18 protein-coding genes are annotated in these 22,397 nt (G+C 45.6%); 11 read left to right on the top strand and 7 right to left on the bottom strand.

The annotated features are described in order from the left end of the window. Positions 1-106: 106 nt before the first annotated feature. From ACYVNW_RS16310 to ACYVNW_RS16320, 3 genes are all read left to right on the top strand, one after another. Entirely contained in the window at positions 107-1,675 is a 1,569-nt protein-coding gene (locus ACYVNW_RS16310) for a M28 family metallopeptidase (RefSeq protein WP_460680940.1), read from the top strand. 247 nt (positions 1,676-1,922) lie between these two features. Then, positions 1,923-6,122, top strand: coding sequence for a two-component regulator propeller domain-containing protein (locus tag ACYVNW_RS16315; protein ID WP_460680941.1), 4,200 nt, complete (start codon positions 1,923-1,925; stop codon positions 6,120-6,122). Positions 6,123-6,230: 108 nt separating this feature from the next. Further along, a complete protein-coding gene (locus ACYVNW_RS16320; RefSeq protein ID WP_460680942.1) occupies positions 6,231-6,959 on the top strand; it encodes a DUF3891 family protein in 729 nt (242 codons plus the stop codon). A 28-nt stretch (positions 6,960-6,987) separates the two neighbouring features. On the opposite strand, the gene ACYVNW_RS16325 is transcribed toward ACYVNW_RS16320, so the two are convergent. The 3 genes from ACYVNW_RS16325 to ACYVNW_RS16335 are packed head-to-tail and all read right to left on the bottom strand — an operon-like array spanning position 6,988 to position 9,060. Further along, positions 6,988-7,713 (bottom strand): GDSL-type esterase/lipase family protein, encoded by a 726-nt coding sequence (locus ACYVNW_RS16325; protein ID WP_460680943.1) that lies wholly within the window; start codon positions 7,711-7,713, stop codon positions 6,988-6,990. After that, positions 7,710-8,417: a lipoyl(octanoyl) transferase LipB gene (lipB, locus tag ACYVNW_RS16330; RefSeq protein WP_460680944.1), complete on the bottom strand. Its 708-nt coding sequence runs from the start codon at positions 8,415-8,417 to the stop codon at positions 7,710-7,712. The genes ACYVNW_RS16325 and lipB overlap by 4 nt, the downstream gene beginning before the upstream one ends. After that, positions 8,407-9,060 carry a 4'-phosphopantetheinyl transferase family protein gene (locus tag ACYVNW_RS16335; RefSeq protein WP_460680945.1) on the bottom strand — a complete coding sequence of 218 codons (654 nt, stop codon included), beginning with the start codon at positions 9,058-9,060 and terminating at the stop codon, positions 8,407-8,409. The genes lipB and ACYVNW_RS16335 overlap by 11 nt, the downstream gene beginning before the upstream one ends. Positions 9,061-9,139: 79 nt before the next feature. Here ACYVNW_RS16335 and dcd point away from each other — a divergent pair, with 79 nt between their 5' ends. Continuing rightward, positions 9,140-9,676: a dCTP deaminase gene (gene dcd, locus ACYVNW_RS16340; protein ID WP_460680946.1), complete on the top strand. Its 537-nt coding sequence runs from the start codon at positions 9,140-9,142 to the stop codon at positions 9,674-9,676. Positions 9,677-9,765: 89 nt separating this feature from the next. Then, complete coding sequence (locus ACYVNW_RS16345; protein WP_460680947.1) at positions 9,766-12,498, top strand: TonB-dependent receptor plug domain-containing protein; 2,733 nt, start codon at positions 9,766-9,768, stop codon at positions 12,496-12,498. Positions 12,499-12,627: 129 nt separating this feature from the next. On the opposite strand, the gene ACYVNW_RS16350 is transcribed toward ACYVNW_RS16345, so the two are convergent. Further along, positions 12,628-13,503 (bottom strand): hypothetical protein, encoded by an 876-nt coding sequence (locus ACYVNW_RS16350; RefSeq protein ID WP_460680948.1) that lies wholly within the window; start codon positions 13,501-13,503, stop codon positions 12,628-12,630. A 78-nt stretch (positions 13,504-13,581) separates the two neighbouring features. On the opposite strand from ACYVNW_RS16350, the gene ACYVNW_RS16355 reads away from it, so the two are divergent. Next, positions 13,582-13,863 carry an ATP-dependent Clp protease adaptor ClpS gene (locus tag ACYVNW_RS16355; protein ID WP_460680949.1) on the top strand — a complete coding sequence of 94 codons (282 nt, stop codon included), beginning with the start codon at positions 13,582-13,584 and terminating at the stop codon, positions 13,861-13,863. A gap of 175 nt (positions 13,864-14,038) precedes the next feature. Here the strand turns inward: ACYVNW_RS16355 and ACYVNW_RS16360 are convergent, their stop codons facing one another. Then, positions 14,039-15,103, bottom strand: coding sequence for a branched-chain amino acid aminotransferase (locus ACYVNW_RS16360; RefSeq protein WP_460680950.1), 1,065 nt, complete (start codon positions 15,101-15,103; stop codon positions 14,039-14,041). A gap of 79 nt (positions 15,104-15,182) precedes the next feature. On the opposite strand from ACYVNW_RS16360, the gene ACYVNW_RS16365 reads away from it, so the two are divergent. The 5 genes from ACYVNW_RS16365 to ACYVNW_RS16385 all read left to right on the top strand — a co-directional run bounded on the left by ACYVNW_RS16365 (position 15,183) and on the right by ACYVNW_RS16385 (position 19,799). Then, entirely contained in the window at positions 15,183-15,584 is a 402-nt protein-coding gene (locus ACYVNW_RS16365) for a hypothetical protein (RefSeq protein WP_460680951.1), read from the top strand. 82 nt (positions 15,585-15,666) lie between these two features. After that, a complete protein-coding gene (locus ACYVNW_RS16370; RefSeq protein ID WP_460680952.1) occupies positions 15,667-16,644 on the top strand; it encodes a DUF2157 domain-containing protein in 978 nt (325 codons plus the stop codon). After that, entirely contained in the window at positions 16,641-17,822 is a 1,182-nt protein-coding gene (locus ACYVNW_RS16375) for a hypothetical protein (protein WP_460680953.1), read from the top strand. The genes ACYVNW_RS16370 and ACYVNW_RS16375 overlap by 4 nt, the downstream gene beginning before the upstream one ends. Before the next feature lie 89 nt (positions 17,823-17,911). Beyond that, positions 17,912-19,231: a S41 family peptidase gene (locus ACYVNW_RS16380; protein WP_460680954.1), complete on the top strand. Its 1,320-nt coding sequence runs from the start codon at positions 17,912-17,914 to the stop codon at positions 19,229-19,231. A 79-nt stretch (positions 19,232-19,310) separates the two neighbouring features. Next, positions 19,311-19,799 carry a universal stress protein gene (locus ACYVNW_RS16385; RefSeq protein ID WP_460680955.1) on the top strand — a complete coding sequence of 163 codons (489 nt, stop codon included), beginning with the start codon at positions 19,311-19,313 and terminating at the stop codon, positions 19,797-19,799. Here the strand turns inward: ACYVNW_RS16385 and ACYVNW_RS16390 are convergent. Both ACYVNW_RS16390 and ACYVNW_RS16395 read right to left on the bottom strand, forming a co-directional pair. Beyond that, positions 19,796-21,088, bottom strand: a complete 1,293-nt coding sequence (locus ACYVNW_RS16390) for an HAD-IB family phosphatase (RefSeq protein WP_460680956.1) — start codon at positions 21,086-21,088, stop codon at positions 19,796-19,798. The genes ACYVNW_RS16385 and ACYVNW_RS16390 overlap by 4 nt on opposite strands. A 384-nt stretch (positions 21,089-21,472) precedes the next feature. Then, positions 21,473-22,363, bottom strand: coding sequence for an aldo/keto reductase (locus ACYVNW_RS16395; protein ID WP_460680957.1), 891 nt, complete (start codon positions 22,361-22,363; stop codon positions 21,473-21,475). Positions 22,364-22,397: the final 34 nt, after the last annotated feature.

Raw genomic sequence — 22,397 nt, forward strand, 5'->3', positions numbered from 1 at the left:
TACTCTATACTAAAGTGTTGTGTAACAACTTTGTTAAGCCAAAATTATAGTCTAATCAGCACTAAATAAATAAGTTTGTTAGCAGTATTAATTAACTGAAACAAACATGAAGAAAAATCTACTTTTTACCGGCTTACTTATGGCTGGCATCAGCTGCAGCGCTTTGGCGCAAGAGGTGGTTGACCAGGCTATGGTGCAAAAAATACGCCAGGAAGGTTTAAACAACTCAAAAGTAATGCAAACTGCATTTTACTTAACTGATGTTTCCGGTCCGCGTCTTTCCAATTCTCCTGAATTGAAACATGCACAAGATTGGATAGCAGGTCAGTTCAAAACCTGGGGTTTATCTAACGTAAAGCTGGAACCATGGGGTAAATTTGGTAAAGGCTGGGATGTGCAGAAAAATTATGCTGCCATTACTGTGCCTTACTACCATGCAATTATTGCTATCCCTAAAGCCTGGACGGGCAGTACCAATGGCCCTATTCGTAGCGATGTTGTATTAATTAAAGCCGATACTGTTACGGATTTAGATCAGTATAAGGGTAAGCTGGCAGGTAAGATTGTAGTTTTTGATAACGCTACTAAATTAGGTCAGGGTACTACACCAGACTTTTTGCGTTATACCGACCAGCAACTGAGCGATATGGCTAATGCTACGGCCGAGCCGGAGCGCCGCCGTCCGCAGGGAGGCCCTAATGGTACGCCTAACCCGCAAATGGCAACCCGTATGCGCATGATACGGATGCGTGCTACCATCAATAAATTTTTAGTAGACGAGCATGTAGGTTTAATTTTAAGCCAGGCGCGTGGCACTGATGGTACTGTGTTTACTACCAATGGTGCGTCTTATGCCGATACCGCTAAAATTGCTGCTCCTGAACTTGAAACCAGTGGTGAAGATTATAACCGCATTGTTCGCTTGTTAAAAGGTGGTATCGCCGTACAAATGGAAGCCGATATCAAAACCAAATTTTACACTGATGACCTGCAAGGCTATAATGTGATTGCCGAAATACCCGGTACTGACAGAAAACTGAAGGAACAGGTAGTAATGCTGGGCGGCCACTTCGACTCATGGCATGGTGCTACCGGTGCAACTGATAACGCAGCGGGCAGCGCGGTAATGATTGAAGCTATGCGCATTTTAAAAGCGGTTAATTTTAAACCGAAACGTACCATCCGCATTGCTTTATGGAGTTCAGAGGAGCAAGGCCTGTTCGGCTCACGTAATTATGTGACTAACCATTTCGGTAATGTAAAAGATGGATTTAAGCCTGAGCAGCAAAAGGTATCTGCCTATTACAACTTAGATAACGGAACAGGTAAAATTCGTGGCATCTACTTGCAGGGAAATTCAGCTGTAGCGCCTATTTTCAAAACCTGGTTAGAACCGTTTGCCGATTTGGGAGCTAATACGGTAACCATCCGCAATACCGGCAGTACCGACCACGTGGCATTTGATGCCGTAGGCATCCCCGGCTTCCAGTTTATCCAAGATCCGATGGATTACTTTGCCCGTACTCACCACAGCAATCAGGACACTTATGACCGCCTGGTGGAAGATGACCTGAAACAGGCAGCTACCATTGTAGCTTCACTGGTATACCACACCTCACAACGTGCCGAAATGCTTCCCCGCAAAGAGCAGCCTAAACCGGTGGCCGCACAGTAAGGCTATACATATTTAGTACAAAAAAGCCTCCGGTATTTTCCGGAGGCTTTTTTGCTTTATGGCAAACGTTTGGGCAACGGTAAAATCATTTTTCACAACGCCGCTGATTATTAATATATTTAGCCCCAAGTAACTAAACCTTGCGGTACTCGTACAAAGCAAGTATAAACCTGTATAATTAATTTTTTCTTTTAAACCTTCGCGCAGGAGTTGTGGCCTGCCTTGCAGTTGGCGGGGAGCTATTGATATGATGAAAGTTGTAAGGCTTTTGGTGTATGTGTATTGCCTGTGCATGCCATTTACGGTTGGGGCGCAATACGCGAGCCTGAAATTTTCGCATCTGGGTACCAGTGATGGTCTATCGCAGGTCAATATCAATCGTATTTTGCAGGATAGCCGGGGCTTTATGTGGGTAGGTACCCGTAATGGCCTCAACCGCTACGACGGTTATCGCTTCACTATATATCGCTATAACCCAAGCGATGAACACTCTTTAAGCAATAACTCCATATCAGATATAGCCGAAGATGCCAATGGTGATATCTGGCTGGCTACACAAAGCGGCCTTAACCGTTTTGAGCGCCGTACGGGCCGTTTTATCCGGTATATGCACCAGGAACGTAATGCCAACAGCGTTTCCAGCAACGTAATTAACCGGCTGGCTTTTGACGGGCGGCGCACCCTGTGGATAGCTACCCAAAACACGGGCCTTGATGAGTATGACTTGCGTAACGGCACTTTTAAACACCACCAGCATCAGGAAGGTAATGAAAGCAGTATTGGCAGTAATAATGTACGATCGGTATATATAGACTCGCACCATAACATCTGGGCCGGAACCGACCGCGGCGGGTTAAATCTATATCATCCGCAATCGCAAGCTTTCAGCAAATATGCTTACCATGATCCGGTAACAAAAGCGCTTGCCGGTAACAACATGATTAGTATTCTGGAAGGCGGGCCTCAGCAACTTTGGGTGGGCAGTCAGGATGACGGCTTGTTTTTGTTTGATATTAAAAATCAGACCTTTACCCGCTTTGCTAATCAGGCTGGTAATGCGCAAAGTATTTCGAGTAATACCATTTACTGCTTAAGTACTGATGAACGGGGTAATCTTTGGATAGGCACCGAAAATGGTGGTTTATGCATACGTGATAAACAAACCGGCAAATTTTACCGCTACGAACATGATGAGATAGACCAAAACAGCATCCGTGGCAATTCTATCTATTCTATTTGCCGCGACCGCACCGGTAACATGTGGGTGGGCGCTTTCAGTGGCGGGATTAATTTGTTCAAAAAGTCTACGTCCAGTTTCTCGCTTTATCAGCATAATGCTTCACCGCACAGCTTGTCAAATAATTTTGTGCTCGATGTAAATGAAGGCCGTAAACACAACATCTGGATAGGTACTGACGGAGGAGGACTCAATAAGTTTGATCCTGCTACCGGCAGTTTCATTAGTTTTAAAAAGCCGGCTAATGGCGCGAATGGGATTACCGGTAATTATGTGCTGGTGAGTAAAGAAGACGCTGAGGGTAACCGTTGGATAGGTACTTGGGGCGATGGCCTGAGTATTTATAACCTGACTACAGGTACTTTTAGAAATTTAAAGCATGACAATGCCAAGCCTCAGGGCATTGGCGGCAATAATATTTATTACCTGATCCATGCCCGCAATGGCAAAACCTGGCTGAGTACATTTAATGATGGGTTGGATTGCTATGATCATAAAACTGGCATTTTTACCCATTACAAATTTAGTGCAGATAATGTACATAGCCTGGGCAGCGATCACATCTATTCATTATATGAAGACCGCCAGGGCAGGTTATGGATTGGAACAGCAGATAACGGGTTGAATCTGTTTAATCCGGAAACGAATACGTTTACCTGGTTTCAGCATGATGATCAGCTTAACAGCATCAGCAATAACGCCGTTACTGATATTTTTCAGGATAGCAGAGGCCGTATATGGCTGGCTACGCTGGCGGGCTTAAATCAGTTTAACCCCGATACCCGGCGGTTCACTGTATATACCCGTAAAAATGGCTTGCCCAGCGAGGTGATTTATGCCATACGCGAAGACCTCCGGGGTAAATTATGGATCAGCAGCAACAGCGGCTTGTCGCAGTTTGACCCAGACAAGCAAACTTTTAAAAATTATACCACAGAGGATGGTTTACAGGGCGATGAATACAAACCGCATTCGGCCCTGCTGGCGCATGATGGCAGGTTGTATTTTGGTGGTATTAACGGGTTCAATGTTTTCAGCCCGGGCCAGGTGTTGAAACCGGCCGGCTTTGCTCCCTTGGTCATTACTTCATTCCAGGTATTCAACAAAGTACTTACGCCGGCTAAGCAAGCTTCTGATACTGCCTTACTGCAAAGTGATATCGCCGATGCCCGCCATTTGCGGCTTTCATATAAGCAGTCGGTTATCTCATTTGAATTTTCGGCGTTAGACTATGCCTCACCCGACCAAAAGCAATATGCTTATCGCCTGGAAGGTTTTGATAACGAATGGAACTATATTGGCAGCCTCAACAAAGGGGCCTATACCAACCTGCCGCCCGGCGATTATACCATCCAGTTAAAATACCGTAACAGTGCTGGTTTGTGGTCGCCCGTAACGGAGGCTTTGCACGTAAGCATCGTGCCGCCCTTCTGGCTTACGTGGTGGTTTGATATTTTAACCTTGCTTTTTATTGTCGGGGGCGTATATGCTATTTTTAAATACCGTATTGCTACCATCAAAAAGCAAAAGAAACGCTTAGAACGATTAGTGTTGGAACGCACCGAGCGGCTGGCACACCTAACCATTGAGGAGCGTAACTCACGCCAACAGGCCGAAAAAGCGAGGGAAGAAGCTGAAAACGCTAACAAAGCAAAAAGTGTCTTTTTAGCTACCATGAGCCACGAGATACGTACGCCTATGAATGGAGTCATCGGTATGGCCAGTTTATTGGCTCATACGCCCCTTAACGCAGAGCAAAAGGAATATACCGATACGATCATCAGCAGTGGAGATACCTTATTAGGTGTGATTAATGATATTTTGGATTTCTCTAAAATAGAATCTGGCAACTTGGAACTGGATGAGCACGATTTTGATGTGCGCGATTGTGTAGAAGGCGTGCTCGATCTGTTTGCCCCAAAAGCATCGCAGCTAAATTTGGATTTGGTATACCAGATTGATTCCAACGTGCCAATCCAAATTGTGGCCGACCCATTGCGGCTGCGGCAGGTGTTAATTAATCTGGTGGGCAATGCCATTAAATTTACCACTAAAGGCGAGGTATTTATCAGCGTAAGTGCAGTAAACGCAGAAAGTGAACAATTAGAGCTCCGGTTTGCCGTGCGCGATACAGGTATTGGTATACCTAATGATAAACTGGGGCGCTTGTTTAAAGCGTTTTCACAGGTAGACTCCAGCACCACCCGCAAGTATGGCGGCACCGGTTTAGGGCTGGCCATCAGCGAAAAGCTGGTACAGCTAATGGGCGGTACAATTGGCGTAGAAAGTCAGCCGGGTGTTGGCACCACTTTCAGTTTCACCATCAAAGCCTGTGCAAGTAATAAATCAGCCCGTACTTATATCAACCTTAATCTTACAGCGCTCGAGAACCGGCAGATTTTGATGGTTGATGATAATGCCACCAACCGTGATATTATAAAAACGCAGCTGCGGCAATGGAAATTTAAGCCATTGGTTGCCGCAACAGGCGCCGAAGCTTTGCAGTTGTTACAAGCAAACCCCGAAGTGGATTTGGTGATTTCTGATATGAACATGCCGGGGATGAATGGTGTAGCGCTGGCTCAGGAATTAAAAAAGTTACGGCCTGACTTGCGCCTCATCTTATTAAGTTCGGCAGGTAACGAGCAGAGCAGGCAAAATGCACATCTGTTTGATGCCATTTTAAGTAAACCTGCCAAGTATCACCAATTACACCATCACATTGTGGAGTTGTTGAAACATGCCGATAAGCAGGAAATGGATACCCAGCCCGGGCACAATCATTTGCCTGCCAGCTTTGCGCAGCTGTACCCAATGGATATTCTGGTGGCTGAAGATAATGCCATTAACCAAAAGCTGGCCATGCATATTCTGCAAAAAATGGGTTACCAGCCCAAAGTAGCGGCTAACGGGCACGAAGTGCTGGAGGCGGTAGCCAACCATCACTACCATTTAATTTTTATGGATGTGCAAATGCCCGAAATGGATGGGCTTGAGGCTACCCGCTTCATCAGGCAGCATGTGAGCCGGCAACCTGTTATTGTGGCCATGACGGCAAATGCCATGACCGAAGACCGAGAAGCCTGCCTGCAAGCCGGTATGGATGATTACCTGAGCAAACCCATTAAGCTGGCCGAGTTGGTAGCTGCTTTGGAAAAATGGGGGAAGGCGATGAAAACCGGCGAGGTGGCAAAGGGCCAAGTCGATTGAAGCTTTTCTCTTACCAGGTGTCTGATTTATTGATATACTCCGCACTAAGTTCAAATTAATTATAACAGGCAACTAACCAAAAGCGCTTCCTTATTGTATTACATTATCATGATTGTAAACTACACTGCAAGCGGTTGGGAGGTAATTACGCAGCGGGCGCACGGGCTGCTGGCCGCACAGATCGCCATGCACTGGGCCAAAAGCAAACGCCCTGCCCGCTGGACGGAAACTGTACTGGCTATTGCCGAACATGATGATGCCCAGATAGAACTGGAGGCTGACGATTTACTCACCCCACAGGGTGGCCCGGTAAATTTCGCCATGAAATTGTTTGAGCCGGAGCATTGCCGCAGGCTGGCTGATTTTTCTTTGTCTAAAAGCCGGTATATTGCTTTGCTTACTTCCATGCACATGGTTTTTCTGTATCAGAAGGAGGAAGAAACTAATCCGCTGGTAAAACCGTTTTTAGCCGAGCAAAGGCGATTGCAAAAGGAGTGGTGCACGGCTTTACATATAGATGCAGCAGAAGCCAAACGCATTTATGCTTTACTGGAATGGTGCGATGCCTTCTCGTTGCTGCTTTGCCGCCACGAAGTGCAACCCGAGCACCGTACCATTGAAATTAGTGAGGGGCCAGATAAAAAACAATACCGTTTACAACAGTTGCCTTCCGGTGCACTTACCGTTCATCCCTGGCCATTTGAGGATGACCGCTTTGAGCTTTACTTGGAAACCCGCTTGATTGAACAATTAACGTTTAAGAGCAACGAGGAATTTAAGCAGTGCTTTTTAAATGCACAGGTAACAGAAAAGCATTGGTTATTTACCAAAAAGTAAAGCCAAATATTATTGTTCCGTCAGTCAGCTATTTTAAGCTTTGCTGTACCACATTCAATAATTGCTGCACCCAAAGTGCATACATCTTTCCGGAAGGATGCAAGCCATCGCCCGCAGTTAATGAGGCATCGGTAGCTGCCTGCTTCGAGATGTTAGTGATATAAGTATAATTAGCGCCCACCTTTTCGGTTTCAATCCGGTTAATGGAGTTAAACTGATCAATTTGCTGTGCAATCGCATCACGGTCCTGGCCTTCGGCATAGGGTGTAGAACCCCAATCAGGAATAGAAATTACAAACACGCGTTTGGCGTTATTGCCCGCATAGCGGATAGCCGTATTCAATAACTCAACAAACTCCGAACGGTAAATAGTTTGGTTATAGCCCCGGTACTGGTTGTTCACTCCGATTAACAAAGTAACGAAATCAAATTTTTGATTGATACCTGCTTTGTTGATAGCAGTTATCAGCTCATCGGTCGTCCACCCCGTGCGGGCAACAATAACAGGTGACTGGGCTTTGGGGTAACCATTTGCATGCAATTGCTGAACGAGCTGGTATGGGAAAGACTGATCTGCACTTACCGCTTCTCCAATGGTATAAGAATCACCCAGGGCCAGGTAGCTGATGCTGTCAGCAGAAGGTGTAACCGTAATTGCTGCAGGTACAGTAGTGGGCGTATGGTTTTCCATGTTGTTCTTGGCGCAGCCTGTAAAAAATGAAAATGTGAGTATAATGCAGTTAATCAGTTTCATGCTACCAGTTCCATATCAAATAATACGGAAATATGGTGTTGCAGGATTTGTTCAACCTTTTTTATATCTACAGCATGCCCCAATTCACGCTCAATAGAGGTAACGTCTTTATCATCAATACCGCAGGGCACAATGTTCTTAAAATAATCCAAATGCGAGTTGACATTCAGCGCCAGGCCATGCATGGTTACCCAGCGGCTGCAGCGTACACCCATGGCGCAAATTTTACGCGCGGCAGGCTTGTCGGCATCCAGCCAAACGCCGGTGTAGCCAGGGTAACGTTCACCCTTTAAGCCAAACTCGCCAATGGTAAGCATTACTGCTTCCTCCAGTGTGCGCAGGTATAGGTGGATATCAGTAAAAAAGTTATCTAAATCCAGTATTGGGTAACTCACCAGCTGGCCGGGGCCATGGTAAGTAATATCGCCACCACGGTTAATAGGATAATATACGGCTTGTTTTTCTTTTAAACCGGCTTCGTCTAATAGCAAATGTTCGGGTTTGCCGCTTTTGCCTAAAGTGTATACATGCGGGTGCTCGCAAAAAATCAGGTAATTGGGAGTAGGGGTTTCCGCATCCACAAGGCCGTTGCGCATGTCGGTTTTTAGCTTTACGGTTTCGGCAAACAGGGCTTCCTGCTGCTCCCAGGCTTGTTTATAATCAATCAGGCCCCAATCCTGCACGGTTACTTGTTTATTTTTCATTTGTTGCACCTTTTACGTAACCAATCATATAATTTTCAAACTGCAGGTACTGTACCTGGTACTGCAAATCAAGAGCCCCTTTTTGTAAAGTAGCCTGTATGTGGCCCTGGCCGTTAAAAGTAAACGGCTGTAAACGGATATGGTCTAAAAACGATACCTCTTTGCGGCCATGGCATTTATAGATAGCCTCTTTGGCACACCAGCAGGCATATAAATGCGGTATGCGTTGTTCTGGTTCAATAAAAGCCAGTTCCTGCGGTGATAAAAATTTGGTAGCAATACGCTCCACCTTTTCTTTAATCTGCTCAATGTCTATGCCCACAGGCTCCGTTTTGCTGATCATTACTGCCGCATAATCAAATGAATGGCTAAGCGAGATGTGATAAGGCAGATTCACTAAATAAGGCTTGCCGTAAGCATCTACCTGGCAGTTGATGTAATCATCGGTGCGCAGCATACGGCGCAGCAGTACGCGGGTACCCAGCCAGTGTAGGTGACGTTTACCGCTGCTCAGGGTTTGTACATAGGCTTTCTCTTGCTCGTCCAGCTGTAACTGATGGTATAAATCATCAGCTTCCTCTTCAATTCGCCACACGGCAAATTCGGTATTGTTATCCAGCTGTTGGGTAAATGCTAAAGCCATTTCAATAAATTACAAAACGGATGGCAAAATTATTCAATTAATTCTACTTTTAAGGCACTAAAAAAGTACCCCAGGTTTTATGATTTTGTCAGACAAGCGCATCCTCGAAGAAATTGAAAAAGGCACCATAATTATTGAGCCTTTTAAACGTGAGTGCCTGGGTACCAACTCTTACGATGTGCATTTGGGTAAACACCTGGCCACCTACCGCAACCGCGTGCTGGATGCCAAACAGCACAATGAGATTGATCACTTTGAAATACCTAAAGAAGGTTTTGTGCTGCAGCCCGGCACTTTATACCTGGGGGTAACTGTAGAATATACCGAAACCCACCGCCATGTGCCTTTTCTGGAAGGTAAATCGAGCACCGGCCGGCTGGGTATTGATATTCATGCCACTGCCGGTAAAGGTGATGTGGGCTTTTGTAACACTTGGACGCTGGAAATTTCTGTAGCCCAGCCTGTTCGCATTTACGCCGGTATGCCTATAGGGCAGTTAATTTACTTTGTGGTAGAAGGCGATATAGAAACTTTTTACAATTCAAAAGACAACGCCAAATACAATAACCCTACTACCCGACCGGTAGAGAGCATGATGTGGAAGAATAACTTTTAATGTTAATTTATTGTGCGTTGCTGCACACATAAACTTAACATTGTACGTTCTGTAAATAGCTGATTTGTATATAAATTAGCTGTCGCATTATGAACTACAAATACAAGCCTGCCTACCTTTTATCTGCCTTATTTACTGCCTTTGTTTTACTTGCCGGTTTTGTGAAATGGGACGATGATCCTATTAAGAAAATTGTTGCCCAACTGGAGAAATGGACAGAGACCTATCCGCAGGAAAAAGTGTACCTGCACCTCGATAAACCTTATTATGCTGCAGGCGATAACCTGTGGTTTAAAGCCTATGTTACTGTTGGCCCTAAACATCAGCTTTCTGCCCTAAGCGGAACATTGAATGTAGAGCTGATTGACAGCCGCGACTCCATCAAAAAGGCCATCAAACTTCCTGTAACCAGTGGCATCTGCTGGGGCGATTTTGGCCTTTCGGATAGTTTGGAGGCAGGCACCTACCGTATACGCGCCTACACCAATTGGATGCGTAACTTTAGTGATGAATACTTTTACGACGAGCCTATTGTAATTGGCAATGCGCTTAATGATGCGGTATTGACCAGTGCTACGTACAATTATACCGGTCAGCAAACTAATGCTACAATTACCTACACCAATTTAAACCAAACTCCTTATGCCGGAAAGCAGGTAAATTATACAGTAAAACTGGACAACCGCCAGGTTGCTAAGGGTAAAGGCTTAACCGATGCTAAAGGTAATTTGTCTATCACGTTTCCCGTCACAGTAGCTAATTATCGTTCAGGGCAGTTGGTTACCCAAATTAAGGTGGCCGATAAACGTACCGTAGACCAAACCATTGCTTTTCGTGCTGCTGCAGGGCAAACCAATGTGCAGTTCTTTCCGGAAAGTGGTAATTTGGTGGGTGGTATCAGTTCTATCATTGCTTTTAAAGCGGTGGGTGCCGATGGCTTGGGAGCCAGCATCAGGGGCGAGGTACTGGATAACGATAACCAAAGCGTAGCTACCCTGACTACCCGCCACGCCGGTATGGGTAATTTTGCTTTACTACCGCAAAGCGGCAAAACCTATCATGCTGTAATCACTTACCCCGATGGTACAAAAAACACAGTAAACTTACCACATGTACAAAGCAGTGGTTATGTATTAAGCCTGAACCAGAATAGCGAAAATGTAAAGGCGCGCATAGCTGTAAGTCCTGATCTGGCAGGTAAAGGCGATGCAAGCAATATCACCTTGATAGCTCAGGCCAACGGTGTAATATGTTACGCAGGTAAAGTAAACCTGCAAGGTGCAGGCTACAGCGCTAATATACCTAAAAGCCGTTTCCCTTCAGGCATTACGCAGTTTACCCTGTTTGCTGCCAACGGCCAGCCTGTGGCCGAGCGCCTGGTGTTTGTACGCAATGCTGCCGACCTGTTGCAGCTAAATGTAAGCTCTGCAAAAAGCGCTTACACTCCGCGTGAGCAGGTGAAAATTAATGTACATGCACAAAATAGTCAGGGTAAGCCGGTTTTGGGCTCATTTTCAGCAGCGGTAATTGATGAAACCAAAGTGCCGGTAGATGAGCAGGCCGAAAGCACCATACTTTCCAACCTGTTATTAACCTCAGATTTGCAGGGCTATATCGAAAAGCCCAATTATTATTTTACCAATATTGATGACCAGGTGAACCGTGATCTGGATGTATTGATGCTTACCCAGGGTTATCGCCGTTTTACCTGGAAGAACCTGCTGGCTGATAACTTTCCGGCGCTGAAATATCAACCCGAGAAGGCGCTGAAGGTATCGGGCACGGTAGAAACCATGGGCGGTAAACCGGTGCCCAACAGTAAAGTAACTTTGCTGGCTACTGCAGGTGGCGCTTTTATTTTAGATACGGTAACCAATGCACAGGGCCGGTTCTCGTTTGATAATTTGCTGTTTAAAGACAGCGTAAGATTTATTGTACAAGCCAGAACCGACAAAAACAAACGTAACGTGCAGATTAAAATAGATCAGCCGGTGCAGCAATCGGTAATGGACAATAAGTTGAATGCAGATTTGATAATGAGCACCAATCCAAATTTGATAACTTATTTAAAGAACAGCAGGCTGCAATATGACAATGATGTAAAATATGGCCTGAATGGGCACACGATTTTATTGAAAGAAGTAGTTATACGTGAAAAGAAAGCGCCGATACTACAGCACTCTGCCAACTTAAACGGAGCTGGCAATGCTGATCAGGTTATAAAAAGCGACGTATTTGATCAACTGGGTTGCGTTACTATCGATCAATGTTTGCAAGGCAGGCTGGTAGGCGTAATTTTCAGGAATGGTGTGCCTTATTCTACCCGCAGTATTGGTTTAAGCGGCAATCGCCCAATGCAAATCATTATAGATGGCACCTATGTGAGTTCTGATTTTTTACTTTCGCTGAATCCGCACGATGTGAGCAGTGTTGAAGTATTGCGTTCGGGCGGCAATACCGCTATTTACGGCAGCCGGGGCGGTAATGGGGTAATCATTATCAATACCAAGCGGGGCGATGAGTATACGGCAAGCACTTATGCTCAGTACTCGCCTGGGGTAACTACTTATATGCCCAAAGGCTTTTATGTAGCCCGCGAATTTTATAAACCGGTATATGCCGGCCCTAAGGCTACCCATAGTATAGCTGCAGATTTACGCACCACCATTCATTGGGAACATAACCTGGTAACTGATAATGACGGTAACCTGAGTTTTGATTTCTTTAATGCCGACAGTAAAGGCACTTACCGTGTAGTGATAGAAGGTATTGATGCCGACGGTAACCTGGGCCGGCAGGTGTATAGGTATAAGGTAGAATAAATTTAGCTACTATTCATATACAATTTTGTCATTGCGAGCGATAGCGTGGCAACCGCACGGGGGCATCTGCGCCTTGGTACAGCAAGCGGTTGCCATGCTATCGCTCACAATGACAGCAGTAATAATTACCTACTGCTCCAAATAAAATTTATCCCAGAAATCTACAGACTTCGACATTTCACCGCGGTTAGTCGCCATAGCACTGCCACCCCGGCCTGCGCCGCCGCGCATACCGCCACCGCGCATGCCGCCGCCCATACCACCACGGCCCATCCCGCCGCCCATGCGGCCTCCACCCATACCACCGCCTTGCATACCACCGCCATCGGTACCGGCAGTTTGCTTGAAGCCGTTTACTTTAAAGTTGAACGCCCATTCGGCTTTGCTTAAATCTTCATGCTCAAAAAAATGCAGGGGAATAGCCACCTCATATAATAAATAGCCCCGGTCATCATAGCTCATGGCGGTTTTAAAGCCATAAGTATTTGAGGTGGTAATCATGTCGCTTTCTACTTCTTTAAAGCCGGTAACTTTAATATTGCGCAAGCTGGTGAGCCGGGCGCGCATCATCTCTTCATGGGCAGCCTGCGGGTTGTTGCCATCTTCAGCAGGCGGTATTATTGGGCGTTGTACTGAACCTTCGGTACCTAAGGGGAAGGTTAGGCTGTAAGTATCTTTCTTTTTACCTCTGGTATTAATACTGATGGTTAAGCCATTGCTCAATACCCGCATTTGTTCGCTGCGGTCGCCCAGGCGTATGGCGAAATAAATATTGTCATGATCATTAGCAATATTATAACCCATCTGCATATCTGTGTTATAATACTTCAGGCTATCTCCCCATTCATGTAAATTGCCATCAACCACAATGCCGGCAGGCGGTTTTGCTAATTGATGGGAGGCTTCTGGAGTCTGAGCTACAGCAAAGTAACCGCTGAATATAGAAGCTAAAACGACAATGAGGCATAAGCCTGTTTTACGGAGGGTAGTAGAGATGAGGCGCATAAAATGATGGTAATTTGCCAAAGTAAACTGCACATCACCTGATTTATTATTGATTTTCGGTAACTTTGCTGTTAGATTATGCCAACGGAAACACAGGAAGAAACCCTTACGCTCGACGAGATACTGGCGAGCCTGAAAGAAATGCATCGCCTGATTTTATGGAACGATGACCATAATACCTTTGAACACGTCATCCATTGCATGATGAAATACCTCGACTATACTGAACCTCAGGCTGAAAAGATTGCCTGGAAAGTACACAACGAAGGTAAATGTGCCGTATTGGAAGGTTCATTCACCGAAATGGAGGTTTACCGAAAGATTTTACAGCAAGAGGGGCTGACTGTAACTGTAGATTGATAAGGAATTAAAATTGTCATTGCGAGGAGGAACGACGTGGCAATCGCACCGAGGCATTTGCGCCTCTGTACAGCAAGCGGTTGCTACGCTATCGCTCGCAATGACAAGTATATCAACTACAAAAGGCGATGAGGAACTCATCGCCTTTTGTAGTTGTATAACAGCACAGATTTACCTACACTACATAATTCCAGCCATGCGGATCCTCGGCTTGGCCGTAGCGTATAGCATCTAAAGTGTTCAGTACTTTTTGCGAAAACTCGCGGGTGGCCGGGTCGCTCAGGGTAAACTCTTCGCCATTATAGGTGATGGAACCTACCGGGGCAACTACGGCAGCGGTGCCCGCGCCAAAAGCATCCTGCAGGGTGCCATTTTTAGCAGCTTCCACAATTTCGGTAATAGACACGCGGCGCTCTTCTACCGGCATACCCCAGTCATGCGCCAGAGCGATGATAGTTTTGCGGGTAATGCCATCCAGTATACTGTCGCGGGTAGATGGGGTAACCAGTTTGCCATCAATCACAAACATAATATTGGCCGATCCCATTTCTTCGGCGTATAAATGCTCTTTAGCATCCGTCCAAATCAGTTGATCAAAACCTTCTTCAACCGCTTTGCGGGCGGGCAGCATGGCGCCCCCATAGTTACCGGCTGCTTTGGCATACCCAAAACCTCCTTCGGCAGCACGGGTATAATATGTTTCAAATTTTACGCGCAGCGGCTTGGAGAAGTATGGACCGGTTGGGCCGGTTAATACTACAAACTTGTATGTTTTTGATGGCGTAACACCCAGGTAAGGGTCAGTAGCAAACATAAATGGGCGGATATACAGCGAGTGGTTAGCTTTGGCCGGAATCCAGTCGCGATCCAAATCTACCAATGCGGCCAAGCTTTGTATAAATAGCTCTGCGGGCAGCTGCGGCATGCATAAACGCTCGGCCGATTTGTTAAAACGCTCAGCATTGGCATCCGGGCGGAAGATAGATACCTGGCCATCGGCATGTTTATAAGCTTTCAAGCCTTCAAAAAACGACTGTCCGTAATGCAGGGCCGAAATGGCCGGGCTCATCTCAATAGGGCCATAAGGCAGTATCTCAAAGTTCTTCCATTCGCCGTCTTCATAGTCGGCCACCAACATGTGGTCAGAGAAAGTTCGGCCAAAAGGTAAATTATCGAAATCCGTTTGGGCTAAACGGCTGTTAGTAATTTTGCTGATTTTAATGTCCAATGTTTCAGTCATAGCGCTGAGGTAATTGATGTGAAAGCGGCAAGTTAGGATTTTTTGCATTAAACTTAATCATACACACATCCGAAAAACCATGAAAACAATCTGTTCCCTGCTGTTCGCCATGCTGCTTTCAGCCACCCTGTATGCACAGCGCCCGGTAACTTTTGGTACCATCCCGGGCTACATTGGCAACTGTGCCAACCGCTATTACCTGTCATCGGCCGATAAGAACCGCGGCCAGATCATTTGGGTAGATGATTTTAATAAAGGTGCCCTGCGCATTGGCGGTAAAACCGAAAAACTGAAATCATTGAAATTTCCCGACCGGCTGAAGTACGGCTTTTATAACAAAAATTATACGGTAAGCATCCGCATCGTTTCGCAGAAAAATACTTCGGGCAATACGTTTACCGGCAAGGCTACTTTTACGGTGTTCAAGGGTAAAACCATTATTTATAACCGTAATACCATTGTGGCGGGCGGCTGTTCGTAAGCAATTGCTGCGCTAAATACAGGTGTAATTCAGTATACTTGATACTTTAAGCCTTAGTAATAAATTGAAAGTAGCATTATAAGTGAATTACACACTGTTTAAAAAGTTATATGAAGAAGGGCTGATTAGTGAGTCTTCATTTCAGCAAACGGAGCAAAAGCGGTTAAATCCGCTTATCTCCGTCTTTTGGGAAATCAGAATGTTGCTGTATGCTGGCATTGTTCTGCTAACTACAGGTGTAGGTATACTCATTTATGAAAATATAGACAGCATAGGGCATAGTGTAATTGTAGGTTTACTGGCCTTACTCACTGCCGGGTGCTTTGGCTATTGCTTTAAGCATAAAAAGCCCTATAGTCACGCTAAGGTGCCTGCACCCAATGCATTTTTTGATTATATACTGCTTTTGGGTACCTTAAGTCTGCTTACTCTCTTGGGATACCTGCAATTTCAATATCAGGTATTCGGGCAGCATTATGGCATGGCTACTTTTATGCCTATGTTGCTATTGTTTAGTATTGCCTATAGTTTCGATCATTTGGGCATACTTAGTTTAGCCATTGTAAACTTAGGCTTGTGGATGGGAATTTCAGTCACCCCGCAGCACTTGTTAGATAGCAAAAATTTCGAAAGCCCAACCCTGATTTTCACTTATCTGGGATTTGGTTTGCTGCAATTACTGGTGGGCTGGTTAACTCATCGTTATATTATTAAACGGCATTTTGCTTTTACTTACCAGCATTTTGGTATACATATTTCTTTTATCGCTTTACTGGCCGGTTACTTTTATTACTACAATGGGGCTGCAGTACTTTGGCTGTTGGGCGTAGTTGTGTTGGCGGTAGTTGCTTTTGTTTATGCGCGTAAGCAGCATAATTTTTACTTCTTACTGCTTGCGGTATTATATGGCTATTTAGCCTTATGCTGTTTAATAGTAAGAGGGCTTATTTCTATTAATGATGGATCTGGAATTCCTATCCTGGTTACCTATTTTCCTCTTTCAGCTGTGCTGATAATTCGTTGGCTCATCAACCTTCATAAATTATTCAAAGCAATATGATTATCTATAACAGAACAGCGCTCGACAACCTGCATGTGCAGGAGCAAGCGCATATTGCTCATCAAAATAAATTAATTACAGAAGCTGAAGAATATACGATTAAACAAGCCTATCCAATTAATCTGTATCACCCTAACTTATGGGTTAGGGTAAGTTTATTTGTGCTCACTTTAGTCATTTGTGCCTTCTCGCTGGGTTTACTATGCCTTATGTTGGCCGAGGCCAATGCAATTGACAGTCCGGTTTGGCCCATGCTGTTGGGTGCAGGGCTTTATTTGGCTTTAGAGCTCATGGTAAAGAATAATAGGTACTATAAGGCTGGTGTGGATGATGCCTTGCTTTGGCTGTCGGGTGCTTTGGTAACCGGGGGCTTTATTTGGATGCTGAGCGAAATGAACCGTAATAGTGGGCATGAAATAGTTATCAGTACATTCATTTGTGTTTTAAGCCTGATATTAACGTTGCGCTTTACCAATTGGCTAATGAGCATGCTGTGTTGCCTGGCCGGGTTATGCATCGTATTTTTTGTTTGTCAAGCGGTCGGAACTAGAATGACTGCTGCCTTACCCTTTATATTAATGCTGGCTTCAGGCCTGCTGTATTCACCGGGAGTAAAGCTTGACCATTACCCACAAGCTTTGCATTATAAAGAATGCCTGGTTGCTTTTCGGTTTACCTGTTTAATAGCCCTGTATGCTGCCGGAAACTATTATCTGATAGATGATTTGCAGCAGCGCTTGTTAGGCAGCAATAGTTCCGGTAAGCACCAGGTGGCGTTTGGTTTTATTTTTTGGGTGTGGACCATTGCACTGCCATTAGCTTATATCGCCATAGGCTTAATCAAACGGAATACGCTGTTGCTTCGAACCGGTCTGCTGGTATCAGTTGCTGCCGTGGCTACCTTCAGAACCTATTATCATATTTTACCAACTGCATGGGCACTATCCTTGGGCGGGGCGCTGTTATTGCTGCTGGTGTATGCTTTAGTTCGCTATTTAAAAGTGCCCAAACATGGCTATACCTACGCCGAACAGTATACCGGCAACAAAGCCGACCAAATTAATGCGGAATCCTTAATCACGATAGCCACTGTACCTCATGCCCATGCTCCTGTACAAGAGCAGAGCCGCTTTGGTGGCGGCAGTTTTGGTGGCGGTGGCTCGAGTAGTAATTTTTAATTGCCTTATTAAATAAGGCACTATCGGATTCATTAACGAGTGTAACCTGTTTCGCTGTCTTCGCGTCAGAGTTTGCAAATGCACAAGTTATGAAACTGATTAACCTTATAGCTGCCGGTTTAATATCGTTAACCGGCAGCGCCTTTGCACAACCAGCGGTACCATCTGCGCCAATTACCGCAGCCGAAAAGAACCGCACAATTGATACACTGCTGCAAACGCTTAACAGCCGGTATGTGTTCCCGGAGGTGGCTAAACAAACAGCACAGTTTATCCGAAAGCAGCAGGCTAAAAAAGTATACAATGCGCTTACTGATGGTAATGCCTTTGCCACACAACTGACACAGGATTTGCAAGCCAGTAGTAAAGATCATCATTTACGAATAGAATACGTGCCTGATGGCATACCCGAAGAGCCTGAACATGATTTAATGAGCATTAACCCGGCCGATAGGCCCTGGCTCACCAAGATGTACCGCAATTTGAATTACGGCATCCGCAAGGTAGATGTGTTAAAAGGCGATGTAGGTTACATTGATGTGGATTTCTTTTGTGCACCCGAGTTTGCCGGTGAAGCTTATGTAGGAATGATGAACTACCTTGCCCATACCGAAGCCTTGATTATTGACCTGCGGCGTTGTGGCGGCAGCCGCTCGCCCGAAGCGATTCCTTTTCTGTGCAGCTATTTCTTTCAGGATCCGGTAGATTTGGGCGATACCTATTGGCGTAAAGGCGACCGGGTAACTCAGAACTGGACTTATGCTTATGTGCCCGGTACACGTTACCTAAACAAGCCTATTTATGTACTGGTGAGCCGAGCTTCATTTTCAGGTGCCGAAATGCTGGCCGATGCATTGAAGTTTCATAAGCGGGCAACCATCATTGGCCAACCTACGGGCGGTGGCGCTAATGCAGGTGGTTTTTTGAGGGTAACCCGGCATTTTTCGGCTTTCGTGCCTGTAGGCCGCCCCATTGGCCGGCCCAGCTGGGAAGGGGTAGGTGTACAGCCCGACAGCCTAGTGCATCCGGCACTGGCACTCAATATGGCACAGCACCTGGCCATGCAGCACACCATAAACACTACTGACGAAGCTGTTTGGCGCGATGCCCTGAAAGATTGGATTAAAGAGATTGATGCACAAAAGCCGGTATTAAAACCTATTGCTTTTGAATTGCGGGGTTATCCTAACGCTAAAAATGTATATGTGGCTGGCACCTTTAACAACTGGGTAATGGAGACTACACCTATGCAGCGCAAGGGCGACAAATGGGTAGCCGGTAGCGAAAGTGAAGCCGGGCAGCTGGAATATAAATTTGTGGTGGACGGTAAATGGATGGTAGACCCTGATAATACCAGAACTAATGGCAGCGGTCCGGATGCCAACTCGGTGAAAGTAGTACAGCCCTGACATATGGTAAACTACCGGGAATGTGCTTCACACATAATAGGGGTTTATGTGTTACTAAAACAGACATTCCCCGATACGTATGAACATTCAAAAAATTCTGATTGGAATTGATGATAGCATGCATGCCGAGCATGCGGCAAGCTTTGGATTCAATTTAGCCCGTACTTTAAATGCAACTGTAGGTTTGGTGCACATTACAGAACCTGGCATAATGCCGCCCACAGGTACAGATAGCATGATTGGTTTAACCACCATGGGCACCCCGGTTGAAGAAATTATTAACCCCGAACTGATGCAGTTACAGGATCAGCAGAATAATAATCTGCTGAAAAGAACCATCAGCCAGTATGGTGAAGGTTTACAGGTGAGTGAATTTACTAATTTTGGCACCACGGCCGAAGGTATAATTGACTGCAGCAAAGATTTTGGGGCCGACCTTATTGTGATGGGTACCCACAGCCGCACCGGGCTCGACCGCTTTTTGATGGGCAGCGTAGCCGAAAAGGTTATCCGCGATTCCATGATTCCGGTACTGGTAGTACCGATGAAGACTGAGAAAGAAGATTAATACAGCAATCTGAACTTAATGGTATGCTCGATGGATTTTAATTCATTGAGCACCTGCTGGTCGTAACCGGCATTTACATCGGTAATTACATAGCCAATTTGGCTGTTAGTCACTAAAAACTCGCCTACAATATTAATTTGGTGATTAGAAAATACCTGGTTAATCTGCGCAAGTATGCCCGGTACATTTTTATGGATGTGTATCACTCGGTGGGCATTATGCACGCGTGGTGGCTGCAAATCCGGAAAATTGGCGCTCATGTGCGTACGGCCTTCGTTCATAAAAGCCATTACCCGTTTGGGGATGAAATCAGTGTTGCGCGGATTATGCTTGGGGTCGTCAAAAACAATGATGCCGTTTTCAGCGGCTACCTCGGCCAGCTGGCGGCTCTGCACTTTGCCAAAGCAACCGATTACTTTTAACCGGCCGGCATTTTGTAGTTGTTCAATGGTAGGCTGGTGCGTTTCATCGCATAGCAATACACCGGCTTCTTCCAGGTATTTATCTTCAATGGCTTCGCGCTGGCGGATATTGTAACCCTCTTTCTGCATTTGCTGTAATGCCTCTTCGCCTACGTGGCCTACTACCAAACACTTAATACGGTTTTTAGGGTAGGAGATAGCCCGAGGCAAACGGTTGATATATAGAAATTCATCAAAGCTGGGCGTAATATGGTCAGCTTTTTCTATGACCGATTTTCGCTCTATGTTCTCCGTAAAAGCAAAAAACTTTTTGATGATGCCTGATTCTTTCAATTGAAAATCAGAATAACCATCGCCAATGCCGAAGATGTCGCCCTGCAAATCCAATTCGCGCAGCAGCTTCACCTTGCCACCCTCCTGCGAGAGCGGGTTGGCGCGGTCATAGCCTACAATGTTGCCATCTATGTCGAACAGGAATGTATTGGCGTAGATGTTTTCTTTTTTAATATGGTATTCGGTTACTACCGGGGTGATAAACTCTTTAAACCCGCCCGATACAATCAGCACTTCGTCTTGGTGCTGCTTAAAGAAAATATCATTGCGTGAAAAAGATACCGACACTTTTTTCCGCAGATGCTTTACCAGTTGCTTTAAATGTTGCTGGTTGGCTTGCAGTAATTTGATACGCCCCTCTAAACTATCACTGAACGACATTTTGCCCTCCATGGCGGCATTGGTAAAGTCCTCAATTTGCTGATAGATTTTTTCCCGATCGGGGTGCTTTTTGAGGGATATGCGTGCCAGTTCATCCAGCGCCTCTACCTGGGTAAAGGTGCTGTCGAAGTCAATAATATAGTATTGGCCCATGCGTAGTATGCAGATTTGTTAGTTACAAATGTGCAGAAATTTTTGCTGAACGGTGGCAGAAATAACTAATCATACGTCGGGTGTTCACGTTCACGTGTTGTGAACGCTCGTGAACACTGACACGTTTATGCTACGGTATTAATAGTTAAACTATTTTTAACAGAGATATGATAAAAGATTGATTATTAATTTTTTGCTGAAATAATTCTCTGAAACGCAAAGTGTTCACGGCCAAACCGTGAACAGGCGTGAACACCTGTGAACACCCGTGAACGTTCATGAACACTTGTGCCAGCGCATACCGGCAGAAGAGGTAATTAATCAACTATTGTCATTGCGAACGATTGCTACGCTATCGCTCGCAATGACAATAGTTGTATTCCCTTACCCTAAAAATTCCATATCCTCAGCCGTAAGCTGAATATCAGCCGCGGCCAGGTTCTCCTGCAGGTGTTTTACCTGCGAAGTGCCCGGAATAGGCAATATCCAGGGCGAGCGGTGCAGCAGCCAGGCAATATTCATTTGCGCTGTGCTCACATTATATTTTCTAGCCAGCTGCGACATCTTATCTTCCTCACCTCCGGCTTTGGGCAGGGCAGTGTATAAAGAGAAGAACGGAATGAGGGGGATCTGGTGCTGCTCGCACAGGTCCAGTACTTCTTCACCACCATAGGTTTCGCCAAATTCTTCGTTGAGTGTGCCGCGCTGGTGGTAGCCATACATGTTTTCTACGCTGGCAATAGGGCCATGCTGTAAACCTTGCTCCAGTTCCTGGCGGTTAACATTGCTCAGGCCTACATGCAAAATTTTGCCTTCCTGCTGCATTTTAAACATGGCATCCAGCATTTCTTCGTAAGATGCCTGGCGGTGAGGGCTCATACGCAGGTGAACGAGCTGTACCTGCTCAATCTGCAGGGTACGCAGGTTGTTCTCAATAGCAGTACGCAGATTGTCGGGAGTGTTAAACGCTATCCAGCTTTTATCGGGCTTGCGGGTGGCGCCTACCTTGGTACAAATCACCAGGTCATCAGCATAGGGGTACAACGCTTCTTTAATGAGGCGGTTAGTTACATCCTCACCGTAATAATCTGCTGTGTCTAAAAAATTAACGCCGCTGGTTACAGCCGTTTTTAACACATTCAGTGCTTCTGGCCGGTTAGGTGGTTCGCCGTAAATACCTTCGCCGGTAAGGCGCATAGTGCCATAGCCCAGGCGCGATACCGTAAGCGGATGCGCAGTGCCGGTTCCAATGGTAATGGTTTCAGGTGAAATCATAAGTATCAGAAATTAATTTTTATTGGTTTAATTC

The organism is Mucilaginibacter koreensis, assembly GCF_054783355.1.

Excerpts from the sequence above, each read along its gene's own strand:
- ACYVNW_RS16310 (WP_460680940.1), top strand. The coding sequence starts at position 107 with ATGAAGAAAAATCTACTTTTTACCGGCTTACTTATGGCTGGCATCAGC.
- ACYVNW_RS16315 (WP_460680941.1), top strand. The coding sequence starts at position 1,923 with ATGATGAAAGTTGTAAGGCTTTTGGTGTATGTGTATTGCCTGTGCATG.
- ACYVNW_RS16320 (WP_460680942.1), top strand. The coding sequence starts at position 6,231 with ATGATTGTAAACTACACTGCAAGCGGTTGGGAGGTAATTACGCAGCGG.
- ACYVNW_RS16325 (WP_460680943.1), bottom strand. The coding sequence starts at position 7,713 with ATGAAACTGATTAACTGCATTATACTCACATTTTCATTTTTTACAGGC.
- lipB (WP_460680944.1), bottom strand. The coding sequence starts at position 8,417 with ATGAAAAATAAACAAGTAACCGTGCAGGATTGGGGCCTGATTGATTAT.
- ACYVNW_RS16335 (WP_460680945.1), bottom strand. The coding sequence starts at position 9,060 with ATGGCTTTAGCATTTACCCAACAGCTGGATAACAATACCGAATTTGCC.
- dcd (WP_460680946.1), top strand. The coding sequence starts at position 9,140 with ATGATTTTGTCAGACAAGCGCATCCTCGAAGAAATTGAAAAAGGCACC.
- ACYVNW_RS16345 (WP_460680947.1), top strand. The coding sequence starts at position 9,766 with ATGAACTACAAATACAAGCCTGCCTACCTTTTATCTGCCTTATTTACT.
- ACYVNW_RS16350 (WP_460680948.1), bottom strand. The coding sequence starts at position 13,503 with ATGCGCCTCATCTCTACTACCCTCCGTAAAACAGGCTTATGCCTCATT.
- ACYVNW_RS16355 (WP_460680949.1), top strand. The coding sequence starts at position 13,582 with ATGCCAACGGAAACACAGGAAGAAACCCTTACGCTCGACGAGATACTG.
- ACYVNW_RS16360 (WP_460680950.1), bottom strand. The coding sequence starts at position 15,103 with ATGACTGAAACATTGGACATTAAAATCAGCAAAATTACTAACAGCCGT.
- ACYVNW_RS16365 (WP_460680951.1), top strand. The coding sequence starts at position 15,183 with ATGAAAACAATCTGTTCCCTGCTGTTCGCCATGCTGCTTTCAGCCACC.
- ACYVNW_RS16375 (WP_460680953.1), top strand. The coding sequence starts at position 16,641 with ATGATTATCTATAACAGAACAGCGCTCGACAACCTGCATGTGCAGGAG.
- ACYVNW_RS16380 (WP_460680954.1), top strand. The coding sequence starts at position 17,912 with ATGAAACTGATTAACCTTATAGCTGCCGGTTTAATATCGTTAACCGGC.
- ACYVNW_RS16385 (WP_460680955.1), top strand. The coding sequence starts at position 19,311 with ATGAACATTCAAAAAATTCTGATTGGAATTGATGATAGCATGCATGCC.
- ACYVNW_RS16390 (WP_460680956.1), bottom strand. The coding sequence starts at position 21,088 with ATGGGCCAATACTATATTATTGACTTCGACAGCACCTTTACCCAGGTA.
- ACYVNW_RS16395 (WP_460680957.1), bottom strand. The coding sequence starts at position 22,363 with ATGATTTCACCTGAAACCATTACCATTGGAACCGGCACTGCGCATCCG.